The organism is Paraburkholderia sp. RL18-085-BIA-A (genome assembly GCF_046027075.1).
Lineage (GTDB): Bacteria > Pseudomonadota > Gammaproteobacteria > Burkholderiales > Burkholderiaceae > Paraburkholderia.
The window spans coordinates 1-13246 of sequence record NZ_JARESU010000185.1 but is presented as its reverse complement, the minus strand read 5'-3'; the positions used below and the strand labels follow the sequence as shown (position 1 = coordinate 13246).

The following is a 13246-nucleotide window of genomic DNA, read 5'->3' as shown; positions in this document are numbered from 1 at the left end:
GGCGCGGCACGCATCGATACAGCGTCGAACTTGGCGTAGGCGACGACGGAGAACTGACGTACGAATGTGACTGCCCCGTCGGCGACGACGGCATCTTCTGCAAGCATGCCGTTGCGGTTGCGCTATCTTGGCTGGAAAATACCGGCGAAGAAGTATTCCACGCCGATGAGGCTGAATCGGCGAAGCCACGCAAGAAGCGAAAAACGTTCGAGGACCAGATTCGAGAATATGTCTCGACGCTGAACGAAGACGCCGTTCGCGACCTGCTGCTGGAGGCGGTCGAGCGCGACATGGCCCTGCGCGACAAGCTGCTATTCGCCGCGCGCGCGGCGAATGCCAATGACCTCCCAAGTATGAAGACGGCAGTGCGTCAGGCAACACGCATTTCGCGGCCACTCGAATGGCGCGAGGCCGGTGCGTACGGGGACGGCCTGATGTCGCTCGCAGATATGCTGCGCCAACGTCTCGCAGGGCCGAATGCGGCGCAGATAGTCGACCTCGCGGAGTTGGCGATTGCCGGCGCGGAAAAGAGTCTCGAACAGATTGATGACTCCGGCGGTGACGTCATGCCGGCAATCATGGAGCTAGCAGCTGTTCATCTCGCGGCGTGCCGGCAGACGCGACCGGACGCGGTGGAACTCGCCAAGCGCCTCTTCCATTTTCAGACGGAAGGCGTATGGGACACGTTCTACGATGTGCTGCCGGCTTATGCGGAACCGCTGGGCGACGCCGGGCTGCGCAGATACCGTGAACTCGTCGGCAGCGGTTGGGACGCGCTGCCGCCGCTCGCCCCGAGCAATGAATTTCGGAGGTCGTTCGAGCCGCTGCGGATGCGTTTGGAGCGGGCGATGGAGCGGCTCGCGGAGCTCGATGGCGATGTCGACGCATTGATTCGTACTCGCTCGAAGGACCTGTCGAGTCCGTACCGCTTTTTGCTGGTCGCAGAGCTTTGTGCAAAGCACGGGCGTCACGACGACGGTCTAGCGTGGGCCGAACGCGGCCTCAAGGAATCCGGAAAGAACGTGGACCAGCGTCTGCTCGACTTCTGTATTCAGGAATACCTGCGCCGTGGCGAGTTCCCAAAGGCCGATGCATTCGCGTGGCAGCGCTTCGAGATGCGGCCGGTCGCTGAAGCGTTTACGGCGCTTATGGATGTCGCTAAGGCAACCGGTCGGTACGATACGACGCGCGAGCGCGCACTCAACCGTCTGTGGGAGCTTGTCCGCACGGAAGAGGCGCCGACCAAAACGAAGCGCGGCCACTGGCAAACGCCGAGCCGCACCGAACTGGTCAAAGTCTTTCTTGCCGAGCGCGAAAGCGAGACCGCATGGGAGGCGTTCTGCGGAGGTCCAGTGGCGACGAACTTGTGGGCAACGATGGCGGCCGTGCGCGGTAAGACGCATCCGCACGACGCCATTGCCTTATATCACCGGCTGCTGCCAATAGCGGCCGAGAGCGGAACACGGAACGCCCGATATGACGAAGCGTTTGCCATCGTGCGCACCATCGGGAAGTTGCGGGCAGAGCTGAAGGAGCACGCACAGTTCGTCGATGAGCTCGAGACCGTTCGCCAGACGTATCGCGCCAAGCGCAACTTTATGAAATTGTTGGCAACGCTGGGTTAGTCGTACGGATGTTGTCGCCGACGCCCGTTTGCCCCCGTATGCCGAAAGCCCACGATTCCAGCAGTGAAAATGCGTGCACGGAACGAGCAACCGCGGCGAGCCAGCGTGCGGTGGCGCGCGGAAAAACCATTGGCCAGCCTAGGCGGTCCAATGGTTCCGGGGAAGCTAGTGTACTGGCTTGTTACAGCGGCGTGATGTTTGCAGCCTGCTTGCCCTTCGGCCCTTGCTTGACCTCGAAGCTCACTTTCTGGTTTTCCTGCAGGGATTTGAAGCCATTTCCCTGGATTTCAGAAAAATGTGCAAACAGGTCTTCGCCGCCGCCGTCCTGCGTGTTGAAGCCAAAGCCCTTTGCGTCGTTGAACCACTTCACTGTGCCAGTTGCCATTTTCAATCCTCTAAATGTTGGAGTCGTATTCGCGATTGCGCTATCGCACGGCACCACCAGCCGCGACGGACGACTTTGTACCACGCCGCGCTGAAACCTGCCAATCAGCGTGTCCACGGACAACACTTGGCGTGCAGCATCACATCCAACGCGCGGTTCGTACGCGCGACGCGGTTCTATTCACTGGGCTTGCGGTCAATTGCTCCTGCACTGCGATGCAATCGCGTCGACTTCCCTCCGCCTATGTGCCTTGCCGCAATCCGAGCCATACGTGCTAGACCGAAGCGCGCCCAGTAATCGATTCATCTTCTGAGCGCATCTTCGCCTCGTTTCGCTAACACAGGCCCAACAGCTTGAGGCAACGAGTTAAGTTCAGACGCAAAGGAGCGACAGCAGCAGTCGCCTCTCGCATGGCGCGATTTGCGATTCCGTTGCGGCCGTGTGTCACGCTTTGCTGTGACCGACTCCAGCTTTATGTAATAGGCGACGCTCCACAATCTTCCTATCATCAACACCAAGGTCCGCGAACGGGTTCCCCACGGCGCGAAAGACTGTCACTCACGGTGCCGTCCGGGCAATCCCGCTTTGACGATGATGGTTATGATGCCAGGAGCGATGCAATGCCTGAAGCGACACATACCGACCAGCCCTGGTCGTACATTACGTCCCTGCTTTCAGGGGACACGAAGCTTCTTCCAGTCAGGCATACGTCGCGTGCCAGGTCCAACTTCGCGTCGGCTCAACGTATCAAGGTCACTGTGCTTGAACGCCCTCGCCCTGCGCGTACGAGTGCCGTTGTCTCCTGGCGAGATTTGACAGCCTGCTGTTATTGGGAGCAGCTATGGCAGCGCTGCCGCGCGCGCAAGCGCGGCTTTTGTGCGCTCACGGGCACCGAGATTGCCGTAGGCGACGACGTCTACCGTCCCCAGCTAGTGGACCCGGCTCCGCTGAATATTGACGCCATGATTCTCGCATCCGTAATGGAAACAATCCCACTCGCGAAGCGTATCTGATTCGCGTCAGGTTTTGGTCGGGATGAGCTTTACGGAGCGTTGCACGCCATGAATCGTCGTCTGAATTTGGATGCATGCCTGAAGAGCACCCTCAAAAACAACGGCTCCAGACGGGCTTTCGCTCCGTTGGGTGTGTCTGAACTGGGATATCGACGACCGCAAGATTGCGGAGTCGCGTCTTCGGAGCGAAGCGCAAACCTACAGGCGAATGGTTGACCGCGTGCCAGCCTGCGTGTGCGTTGGGGACTCCGCCGGCAAACTCGTTTACGTCAACAAGCTCGTACTTGCCGCATTGGGCCGTCCCAGCGAAGAGGTTGTCGGTGACCTGTGGATGAACTACATCCACCCCAACGAGGTAGAAGCTGTCCGTACCGAATGGGCGCAATGTATTGAAGCAGGTCGCCCCGTCGATGTCGTCGTCCGGATGCAGCAATACGATGGTGTGTACAGATGGCAACACCTCGTCGCTGAACCGTTTTACGACGAAGGGGGCGTGGTCAACTGGTACCTGGTCGGTATCGAGGTCGACGACACAGTAAAGGCTCAGGAAGCCTTGAAGAAAAGCGAGAAGGAAGCTCGGGAACTGCTCGACCGCCTTCCGGGCCGCTTCGCCACAAGAACGGCAGCGGATTTCGACTTCGCTAACCGCCGCCTCCTTGAGGAAACCGGTACTACGCTGGAGGAGCTACAAAAACTCGGATTTCTGCATTTCATCCACTCCGACGACAAGGAGCGAATCAGACAAGGTTATCTCCGGTCGGTCGAACAGAAGGCAGCTTACGAGGACACTTACCGCTGGAAACATGCTGATGGCGAGTATCGCTGGCATCATTCCCGTTCCGTTCCTTATTTCAACGAGGACGGAAGCGTGTACAAATGGTATGTCATGAGCCTTGATATCGATGACCTGTACAAAACGAAAGAGGTCATCCGCGAGCGTGAAGCGCAGCTCAACTGGCTCACCGACGCAGTGCCAGGCTTTCTGTGGAGCACTGACGCCGCCGGTTCAATAGAGTATGTGAACAAACGAGCTGAAGCCTACACCGGCAGAAGCCTGCATGAACTGACCAGCAACGGCTGGTTTGACCTTGTTCATCCGGACGACTACGCGACAGTTACTGAAACATGGGACCAATCGATGAAGAGCGGGGCGACGTACGATATGGTACATCGCCTTCGCGCTGCTGACGGGTCTTATCGATGGTTCCAGTGCCAGGCCAATGCAATGCGTAACGCCCGAGGCGATATCACTAACTGGTACGGCCTGCTCACCGATATCCACGAGCGCAAAATTGTAGAAGAACGATTGAGACGCAAGGAGTTACATCTTCGCAGGCTCATAGACGCAATGCCTGCCATGATTTGGCGCGCCACCCCAGGCGGTGAAACCGACCGATGGAATCGCCGCATGCTTTCGTTCATCGGAAAGACCTGGGAGGAAATTGGCGAAGAGCCCTTATTCAGTCTCGTTCCGCATGACGAGCGGGAGCGTGTCTACAGCCATTGGCAGCAATGCGTCCTCGAGGGCTCATGTTACCAGGACACTTATCAGATTACGGGAGCTGATGGGAAACTACACTGGTATCTCGTCCGCGGTGCACCCTTTCGCGATGAGACGGGTGAAATCCTTCATTGGTACGGCGTTTGCACGGACATTGACGACCTGAAAGAAACGGAAGTCGCGCTCCAGCAGCGCGAGCACCAGTTGCGGGAGATTACCGAAACAATCCCAGCGATGATTTGGTGCGCCGATGCCGATGGGCAACTAACCTACGCCAACCGGAGATTCACGGAATACACCGGTTGGGACACACCGGAAGTTTGTGACCTCGAATATAGGAAGAGCATCCACCCGGATGACTGGGAGAACGTCATTCAAAAATGGACACACTCAGTTCGGACTGGTGAACCCTACGCCTACGCCCATCGTAAGCGCCACAAGGACGGGCAATACCGCTGGCATCTGGCACGCGCCGAAGCAATGCGCGATGCGGCTGGCAACATCGTTCAATGGTACGGCCTGACCATCGACATCGACGAACAGAAACGTACTGAAGACAGCTTGCGAGAAGTGAAAACCCAACTCGCTCGGGCAACCCGGATTGCAACGGTCGCTGAAATATCGGCCTCGATAGCGCACGAGCTCAATCAACCACTTACCTCTGTTATCGCCAATGCTCAGGCCTGTCGGCGCTGGCTTGCGGCCAACCCGCCCAATCTCGATGAGGCGCGCTCTTCCGTGGAGGGCATACTCCGGGATGGCCGTGCTGCCGACGAAACGATGCAGAGCATCCGTACCCTGTTCAAACGGGAGTCCTTCAAGCAGTCTCAATGCAGTATTCCTGACATGGCCCAGGACGCGGTGAGGTTGCTGAAAGAAGACCCCACTATGCGGGATGCCGCCATAACGCTGGAATTTCCCAACAATCTTCCGGACGTGAACGCCGACCGGATACAGATTCAGCAGGTCCTTATCAACCTGATGTCGAACGGAATCGAAGCAACAGAAAACACCGGCCGCACACCACAAGTCGTCATCACCGGCGCTTTCCTCGATGAACTCCTGGTTACAATCGAAATTTCCGACAACGGAGATGGTATCGCTGAGCTCGATACTCTTTTCGAGCCGTTTGTCACCTCAAAGGCAAAAGGCATGGGTATAGGTCTATCAATTTCTCGCTCAATTATCGAAGCACATGACGGAACACTGACAGCCAGGAACAACCTCGACCAGGGTGCGACGTTTTCTCTAACGCTCCCAATTTTTTCCCCTTGACGGTCGCTGGGCAGGGCGCGGGAATAGACGGCTGCATCTTGCCGCGCAGTCGCCGGAAGCGCTTTTTGTCACGGTCCGGCCGATGACAACCGCTCAGGACGCGTCGCCGGCGACGTTGCGCCTTGCACTCACGCCCGCTTCAGATGGCCTGATGGTCGACATCGTGAAACGCCGCGGACCGACATTGGCAGAACCCCTGTCCATTTCTCTGCAACCGACACCGGTTCTTCTTTCGCGGAAGGGAAGGCCTGCCCGTAGTCCACTTCCCGCGCACGCCGCCGAGTCTACTGTGGAGTTCGTCGGCTGACATCAACGGCGCTTCTCCGGTGCAAGGCTGCCGACGGCGCACTTGCGAGCAAACTGGCGGCGGCATAATCTGACGGCGTCTGCTTGCAACTTCCAAGGTCTGCCGATGTGCTACAGCGCCCAGATTCTCGCCGACTATCGCCGTTACGTGAGGACGTACGGAGCTCATATGAGCTCGAAGACTTTGCGCAGTTGTACCTTGGCCTCGTGGAAGGCTCAAACAAGGCGAAGGTCCGAAAGCGATGGACGCGTCATTCCTCGAATCCTCGACTGACGATGTCCATGACATTCGCGCGCTCATTGAGCAATGCAATGCCAAGAGGGTAACCGCTCTTGAACAGGAGTTGTTCAAACAGCGCAAGCGTCTAGCCGACGCTGAACGTGTCCTGCAGACAAAGACAACAAAGGCCGCTATTGAAAGCAGGCGCATCGCTGCGGACAAAATCGACGCGACCCTTCGTCGTCTTGAGGACATCACGCGTATCGAACTGGAACCACGCGACTTGCGAATCTTTCCTGGCTACTATGCGCCCGTTCGTATCGTTGAGAACGGGCAGCGCGTCGTGAAACCAATGCGCTATCAACGTCGTATTGCTGAAACGCCCGCCAGTTTCGATGTCTAGTAGCCAGGGACGTACACGACTGTAGTCGCGTCATTCGCGGTGATGGCCGTCTGGATTCTCATCCCGGATAGGCTCGACGACGCCGATGCGGTATTGACGAAAAATTCGATGGGCGTCTTCGGCACAACAGCGTTCACGTTCTTTCTCGCGGGGATGGGTGACAAGACTCCGATTGTCACCGTTGCGCTGGCTGTACCCTTTCGTGAGTTCTTCGGGGTTGTTGGATGCACGCGCTCGGTATCATGCTGGGGAACGTACCGATTATCTATTTTGCGGACCGGCTTCGCACAAAGGCTGTTCTCATTCTTGCCGCTATCATCTTCGTCGTGCTTGGCGGCTTTGCCTTGAGAACCGCGCGTTATGCTGGAAAGCACCTAATTTTTTGATTTCCACCGCGTGAATTTCCGCGAAGGCAAGGGGTCGATGATGCAAAGCGACGCGCAGTCGGGGGTTCTGCGCCAGATTCCGCGCAACGTCTGGGTGCTTGGCTGCGTCAGCCTGCTCATGGATGTTTCATCCGAAATCATCCATAGTCTGTTACCCATGTTTCTTATGGCGAGTCTCGGTGCAAGCGCAGTCACAATTGGCCTCATCGAGGGTATTGCGGAGGCGATAGCGCCCAACGTCAAGGTGTTCTCCGGAACCCTCAGCGACTACCTGGGCAACCGCAAATGGCTTGCCGTAGCGGGGTACGGACTGGGTGCGCTAAGCAAACCGTTATTTGCCGTGGCGCCAACCATCGGTATCGTGGTCACAGCGCGCATCATCGACCGGGTTGGGAAAGGCATCCGGGGTGCGCCGCGCGATGCGCTCGTGGCCGATGTCACGCCGCCACATCTGCGAGGTGCTGCATTCGGGCTGCGCCAGTCGCTTGACACCATCGGCGCGTTCCTCGGACCGCTTCTGGCAGTTGTCATTATGCTGGTGTGGGCAGATAACTTCCGGCTCGCTTTCTGGCTTGCCGTCATTCCTGGGCTGCTGGCCGTCGCCCTGCTGACCTTCGGCATCGAAGAGCCGGCGCGGGAGCCGGGCGCAAAGCGGGTCAATCCAATTCGCTGGGACAGCGTGAAGCGGCTTGGCGGCCACTATTGGTGGGTGGTCGTCGTCGGCGGAGTATTCGCGCTCGCCCGGTTCAGTGAAGCGTTCCTCGTGTTGCGCGCAATGGGAAGCGGGGTGCCGATTGCGCTGGTTCCACTCGTGATGGTCGCGATGAACGTTGTGTATGCGCTGTCGGCCTATCCCTTCGGGAAGCTCGCTGACACGATGAACTACACCAAGCTGCTGATTGCGGGCCTAGTCGTGTTGATTGCATCGGACGTGGTGCTGGCGCATGGCACGCATTGGAGCATCGTGCTCGTGGGTGTCGGGCTGTGGGGCCTGCATATGGGGATGACGCAGGGGTTGATGGCCACAATGGTCGCTCACACCGCGCCCGCGCAACTACGCGGCACCGCGTTCGGCTTCTTCAACCTGCTCAGTGGCGTCGTCACTCTGGTGTCCAGCGTTATCGCGGGCGGCCTGTGGGACCGCCTGGGTGCGGACGCCACGTTCTACGCGGGAGCAGGTTTCTGCGTCCTGACCATCGCGTTGCTTTTATCCGGACGGATGCCTCAGCCCGCCGTGGGTCGCTGAGCACGCAAGCCTTCAGACGAAGGAAGTCTGCAATGGGTCGGCCAACGATGCCCCAAGCGCTCCGTGCGAATTCCGAACCGCAGGTCGGGACGAACTTCGCGAGCGGTTATCATCTGCGTCGTTTTCGACCAGCCGCCGCAACGGAGAACCTTTTGCCTTCGCGCCTATCCCACTCAGCGAAAGCCGACCGTAATCGCTTTATCGCACTTTACGTGGTGATAGCCCTCGGCCTGCTGGTCGCAGCCGGGATGTTTGTCTACGAAGCTCGCGTCATCGTGGACGACAGTGTGCGCGACGAAGAGGCGTTTGCTGTCCTCGGCGCGGCGAACAGTGTATTGGACAATCTCGAAGATGCGGAAACCGGACAGCGTGGGTATCTGCTGACCGGGGATGAAAGCTACATGTCGCCCAATCGCCAGGGGGTGCAGGACCTGGACGACACCGGGCTGCGTCTGCAACAGGCGGTGACCGGTGATGAAAAGTCCCTCGAACTGGTCCGGCGTATCGAACATGCGAAGACGGCCAAAGTGACGGAACTGGCTCGCAGTATCGAATTGGCCCGCTCGGGCAATCGCGCTGCGGCCATCGCACTCGTGCAGACCAACGAAGGCAAGCGATACATGGAGAGCCTTCGCAGCGACCTCGGCCAGTTGCTGAATGACTGGCGGGAAAAGCGCAGAGTCGCGGCTCGCGATGCGCACGTTCGGCTGGTGTACGGCACAGCTGCGCTGGCGGTTGTTGCCGTTCTGATGTGTTGTCTGCTCGTCTACACACTCTTCATCCAGCGGTGCGCCTTTGCGAAAATTCATGCCCATTCCGCAGCGCTCGACCGGGAGGCCGCGCACGACCCGCTGACTGGCCTGCCGAATCGACACCGGTTGCTTGCTGCCATTGACGCGCTGGCGACTCCCTCTGCGGATGATTTACGGCGAACCGGCCTGCTGTACCTCGACATCGACGGCTTCAAAAGCGTCAACGATGCACTCGGCCATAGCGCTGGCGACGCGGTGTTGTGCGAACTCGGCGAAGCGTTGCGCGTGGCGACGCGGAAGCAGGACATGCTCGCCCGCGTCGGTGGCGACGAGTTCGTGTTGCTCGCGACCGATTGCGGTGACGACGAACAGTTACGCCAGCTTGCGGGTCGCGTGATTGCACGCGTTCGCGAGGTCGGCGACAAGAGATATGCCGGGCGATTCCAGATTGGCGTCAGCATCGGCATCGCGACGTATCCCGACCGGACCGATACTGTCGAGCAGTTGCTCGAGGTCGCTGATGCGGCGATGTACGCGTCGAAAAAGGACGGCCGGTCAACATATCGCTTTGGAATTTCTCCCGGGCGCAGCGCGTCAAACGTCGTGAAAATGATGCGATAGAACGAGACCCTAGCGTGCGGCGCGGCGGACGAAATGGATGAAGGGAGGCGCGTCCTTCGACCGTCGCCGTCTGTTACCACTCTAAGGGTCGGCAGGCGCTTCCCCGTACGACGTTTTGGCGTTCATCTGATTCAAAAACCAAATCGAATGCATTTGTCCGCAGCTAATGCGTGATGCTGACCGGGTCTATTTCTTTATCGCATCGACCGTGCAGCTCACAAACAACGCGAGAGCCGGCTCCATGTTCGCAAGGGACATCGAGGCGGTCTCCACTGTTGCCTCAGTCATGAAGGGCCGTTTGCGCGCGCTGTCATGACGTGGTTTCGCCGAGAGAAAATCTGGAGGCTCATCGGGCGAAAAGCGCGACCTTCGCACTGCTCGCAGTGGAGCGAATAGCCGCGATGTTCGATGCGTACGCGCGCTATGGAGCTGCCACGCGCTGAAAGCTGGCCGGGAAGCAAGTAGCCAAAAGCGACCCGGATTCGGAGGCAGTCTGAATGCGGAATTTTCTGCAGTCAGATAGACGTCTTCTGCGGCAGGAACGGGCTCGATATGAGCGTCGATGGATTGTGCTGTATTGATGCTCTGCGGGACGGCATTGCGCCGGAACACAGCACACGTCTTTTCGTCCACGGCGCCAAATTCGTATGTCGCCGCTATTGAAGGCGTCGCACCGGGGCTGCGGACAGACAGAAGTATCAACAGGCTGCGGCCGCCGCAAGTTGTCGCATGTCACTCCTCATCGCTCGCAGTAACTTTCATTCCCGCGCTTCGAAGCGGTTGGTGCGCTGGACTACCCAAGCCGGTCTCGATGCGGTGACGCTTTTCGTCAAATGTTCGCCGGCAGCTTCCAGACGTGAGTCTGTCGAGCAGACCTTGGCCGCTACGCCGACGCTTCTGCGAGGGCGAGAGTTCGTTCGGCTTTGAGCAAGCCTTCCACCATTCTCGCTTCGGCCTTGGCGATACCACCAAGCGATGCCACTGACAACTGGCGGCCAAAGGTTTCGAACGCCCGGCATAACCGTGCATAGTCGACATCGCTCATTAGCCATACGCCGCCTTCTTTCTCCGTAGCGTCGATACGCAGCATCGCCGCGTGCGCCCCTTGTATGTACTCAATTTCGTCTCGATGGTATCCGAACCGACACAGCTCTTCGGCAACGAGTAACCGTCGGCCTAAAGTCGTAAACAGCGCGCGCGAGCCATGACCTCGCCGGAACGCGTCCAACCCTGTGTAGCACTGCAAAAGCATTGTTTGCGTTACGGGCTCGTGTGCAGCCCGACTGAAGGTAAGCGCTCGGAGCAGCGGTGATATGGCAGGTCGGGTGTCGTTTCGGGGTCGCGATTTGCTAGACATGACGGGTGAGTATCCTTCCATAGCTATGACGCGCGATGCTGACCCGTTGCAATTTTCTTCTCGTCTGTAGGTGTACTGGATGGGGGGCATACGCACATGCATCCATTGACTTGAATTCGGAGTAGAGAACGGCATCACCGGCATAGTCCACTCGACTAACGTCGACTCCGACCTCAAGATATCGCAGGCCCGGTCTTCAAAATATGCGCCTGACCTGCGGCCGCACCCTTCCGTTCCGTGGCTGACTCTCGCACGGAAGTCCCACATCACGATGTGCTTACTCATCTGCTTCCCCTCGGGTCGTTGCACAGAAGGACAGTCCGGGCGAGCGTAATTGTCGACCGCAAACACGGGAGGTAGTTCAGCAGGAACCTGACGGGAATACCTGGAATCGCGGGTCGGTTCAGAGCTAGTGCGTCACTGCGATTCGGGGGCGTCGAGTCGCGCTTGCGCAATCTCGCGCGGGTGTTGACAACGGTACGCATCGAACAGTTGTGAGCAGAGCTGGGCAAGCGACTCAAGGCCAACGGCCTGGTCCGCGTGCTCGACCTCGCCTGCGCTGAGCATGTCATCGAGAACCGGAGCGAGACGGCGCAGTCGCACAAACATGGCGGCTTCTACTTTCATTTTGGACCTCCTGTTGCCAGACGGTGGAGCGCACCCTGGGTCGGCCATCACCGGGCGATGCTTCGTTAGTGACTTCGACTCAACATACGCCAAGTCCAGCGAGCGTCAGGCGCCTGGGCGGGCCTTGACCAGCTTGCCTGAAGCAGTGCGGGGACAATAGACCTATGGTGGGAGCCGTTCTCCGACAGGATGTCCGAAGTCGTATTGGGTTCAACGTTCAACATCGTGTTGCTCCCTTTAGCACTGTTTCCGGCGGCTGCGCTTTCGTCGATGTGGTACTCCTCGATGGAGACAGGAATGGTTTTCCATTGCCGGCGTATCAACGTAACCGCTCACGGCGATTGAACCCTACCGTGAACTGTGCAGCCGAAGCAGTTCGAGCAGGCGCGAGGCTGCAAATGGCTTTCTGAGAAACGCCGACACCCGCAGGTGGGGCGGCGGTGTCGCCACTGCCGAATTCAGAAGGACAGGAATGGTTGCGAACTCCGGCTCGACCGCGAGCGCGCCGATGAGGGCGGCACCGTCCATGACCGGCATCATGAAATCCGAAACCACGATGTCCGGGCGCCTTCGGCGCGCTGCCTGCAGTGCCTCATCCCCGTTCGACGCAGTCATAACCTCGTAACCTTCCCCGCAGACCAACGTCGCAAGCGCCTGAAGCAGGTTCATGTCGTCGTCGACCAGTAATACCGTCACCATGACCCGGCCCCAAAGCGGTGGGTTTTCACTTCTCTGTCTGCCGGCAACGGCTATTCCGTTGCTCGCGCGCGTTGCAGAGGTCGAATGCCCGCTGACTTGCGGAGCTTTGCGCTGTCATCACGGCGAGCGGTGTCTCGTTGAGACAAGAGTAGGCTTTGGCGAAGGGCGAATCTACTCTACGGTTGGATATGCCGACGCCGCGTTAGCATAACTCGCTTATACGAGCGTATAACCGAGGTAAGGAGACATATCGAGCGGTGTCGTACTGCAAGAAACGGGCAAAATCACTCCGCGTCTCGGACCGATACAGCGCTTGTCTGTTCGCCCGGCAGTATTTTTTCATTCTTTAACTAACGCGGAAATGAGAACCGAACAGTCGGAGAAGTCGAAAGCGTCGACTATTATCTGGACCAGATGCAAGCGGTTAGCGCAGCGGCGCTAAAGGGAGTTATCCTGTGCGCACAGTTTCTTCACATGAAAGCAGAAGCTTGCGGTACCTGGCGACGCTGTGGATGGGAGGCTGTATCGCGCTCGGGGCTGTTACTGCAACCTGTGTCCTTCTGGACCAGGAAGAGAGCACCGCTGGATTCTTCCTTCTGGTTGCCGTTGTTCTCCTGTCCCTGCTGGACAGCTTCATCTCATCGGTCATTTTCTCGGTTGTTGGCGCCGCGCTGCTCGGCTATTTTTTCATGGAACCCATCAATAGCTTCCGCATTAGCAAACCCCAGGATTCCTTCTCCCTTGTTGCCTTTCTCGTCACGTCACTCGCCATCACCACCCTTGTCAGGCGGATTGGCCGCGTGGAAAAGACGCAGCGCGCGCAGGCACAA

General features: G+C 58.5%; 13 protein-coding genes. 8 read left to right on the top strand and 5 right to left on the bottom strand.

The features are described 5' to 3' along the window. Positions 1-1625: SWIM zinc finger family protein (locus tag P0D89_RS46985; RefSeq protein ID WP_408378864.1), on the top strand; the 1625-nt coding region annotated here is incomplete at its 5' end. Positions 1626-1806: 181 nt separating this feature from the next. On the opposite strand, the gene P0D89_RS46980 is transcribed toward P0D89_RS46985, so the two are convergent. Further along, complete coding sequence (locus tag P0D89_RS46980; protein ID WP_408378871.1) at positions 1807-2010, bottom strand: cold-shock protein; 204 nt, start codon at positions 2008-2010, stop codon at positions 1807-1809. A 410-nt stretch (positions 2011-2420) separates the two neighbouring features. Here P0D89_RS46980 and P0D89_RS46975 point away from each other — a divergent pair, with 410 nt between their 5' ends. From P0D89_RS46975 to P0D89_RS46955, 6 genes are all read left to right on the top strand, one after another. Continuing rightward, on the top strand, positions 2421-3023 hold the full coding sequence (locus tag P0D89_RS46975) for a DUF3331 domain-containing protein (RefSeq protein ID WP_408378862.1): 603 nt from the start codon (positions 2421-2423) through the stop codon (positions 3021-3023). Positions 3024-3153: 130 nt separating this feature from the next. Beyond that, positions 3154-5799: a PAS domain S-box protein gene (locus P0D89_RS46970; RefSeq protein ID WP_408378859.1), complete on the top strand. Its 2646-nt coding sequence runs from the start codon at positions 3154-3156 to the stop codon at positions 5797-5799. Between the two features lie 548 nt (positions 5800-6347). Beyond that, positions 6348-6728 carry a hypothetical protein gene (locus P0D89_RS46965; protein ID WP_408378857.1) on the top strand — a complete coding sequence of 127 codons (381 nt, stop codon included), beginning with the start codon at positions 6348-6350 and terminating at the stop codon, positions 6726-6728. A 42-nt stretch (positions 6729-6770) separates the two neighbouring features. Then, positions 6771-7076: a TMEM165/GDT1 family protein gene (locus P0D89_RS54845; RefSeq protein ID WP_494478579.1), complete on the top strand. Its 306-nt coding sequence runs from the start codon at positions 6771-6773 to the stop codon at positions 7074-7076. 78 nt (positions 7077-7154) lie between these two features. Then, the gene (locus P0D89_RS46960; protein WP_408378868.1) at positions 7155-8360 is read left to right on the top strand and encodes an MFS transporter; all 1206 of its coding nucleotides are present in this window, start codon (positions 7155-7157) and stop codon (positions 8358-8360) included. Between the two features lie 212 nt (positions 8361-8572). Further along, positions 8573-9733, top strand: a complete 1161-nt coding sequence (locus tag P0D89_RS46955) for a diguanylate cyclase domain-containing protein (RefSeq protein ID WP_408378855.1) — start codon at positions 8573-8575, stop codon at positions 9731-9733. An 883-nt stretch (positions 9734-10616) separates the two neighbouring features. On the opposite strand, the gene P0D89_RS46950 is transcribed toward P0D89_RS46955, so the two are convergent. The 4 genes from P0D89_RS46950 to P0D89_RS46935 all read right to left on the bottom strand — a co-directional run bounded on the left by P0D89_RS46950 (position 10617) and on the right by P0D89_RS46935 (position 12416). Beyond that, positions 10617-11090, bottom strand: coding sequence for a hypothetical protein (locus tag P0D89_RS46950; RefSeq protein ID WP_408378852.1), 474 nt, complete (start codon positions 11088-11090; stop codon positions 10617-10619). Beyond that, complete coding sequence (locus P0D89_RS46945; RefSeq protein WP_408362112.1) at positions 11083-11241, bottom strand: hypothetical protein; 159 nt, start codon at positions 11239-11241, stop codon at positions 11083-11085. The genes P0D89_RS46950 and P0D89_RS46945 overlap by 8 nt, the downstream gene beginning before the upstream one ends. A 266-nt stretch (positions 11242-11507) precedes the next feature. Further along, on the bottom strand, positions 11508-11717 hold the full coding sequence (locus P0D89_RS46940; RefSeq protein WP_408242543.1) for a hypothetical protein: 210 nt from the start codon (positions 11715-11717) through the stop codon (positions 11508-11510). A gap of 348 nt (positions 11718-12065) precedes the next feature. Next, complete coding sequence (locus P0D89_RS46935; protein ID WP_408362113.1) at positions 12066-12416, bottom strand: response regulator; 351 nt, start codon at positions 12414-12416, stop codon at positions 12066-12068. 455 nt (positions 12417-12871) lie between these two features. Between P0D89_RS46935 and P0D89_RS46930 the strand changes: the two genes are divergently transcribed. Beyond that, positions 12872-13246 (top strand): DUF4118 domain-containing protein (locus P0D89_RS46930; protein WP_408378849.1); only part of this gene is annotated, 375 nt, incomplete at its 3' end.

Excerpts from the sequence above, each read along its gene's own strand:
- P0D89_RS46980 (WP_408378871.1), bottom strand. The coding sequence starts at position 2,010 with ATGGCAACTGGCACAGTGAAGTGGTTCAACGACGCAAAGGGCTTTGGC.
- P0D89_RS46975 (WP_408378862.1), top strand. The coding sequence starts at position 2,421 with ATGGCGCGATTTGCGATTCCGTTGCGGCCGTGTGTCACGCTTTGCTGT.
- P0D89_RS46965 (WP_408378857.1), top strand. The coding sequence starts at position 6,348 with ATGGACGCGTCATTCCTCGAATCCTCGACTGACGATGTCCATGACATT.
- P0D89_RS54845 (WP_494478579.1), top strand. The coding sequence starts at position 6,771 with ATGGCCGTCTGGATTCTCATCCCGGATAGGCTCGACGACGCCGATGCG.
- P0D89_RS46960 (WP_408378868.1), top strand. The coding sequence starts at position 7,155 with ATGCAAAGCGACGCGCAGTCGGGGGTTCTGCGCCAGATTCCGCGCAAC.
- P0D89_RS46950 (WP_408378852.1), bottom strand. The coding sequence starts at position 11,090 with ATGTCTAGCAAATCGCGACCCCGAAACGACACCCGACCTGCCATATCA.
- P0D89_RS46940 (WP_408242543.1), bottom strand. The coding sequence starts at position 11,717 with ATGAAAGTAGAAGCCGCCATGTTTGTGCGACTGCGCCGTCTCGCTCCG.
- P0D89_RS46935 (WP_408362113.1), bottom strand. The coding sequence starts at position 12,416 with ATGGTGACGGTATTACTGGTCGACGACGACATGAACCTGCTTCAGGCG.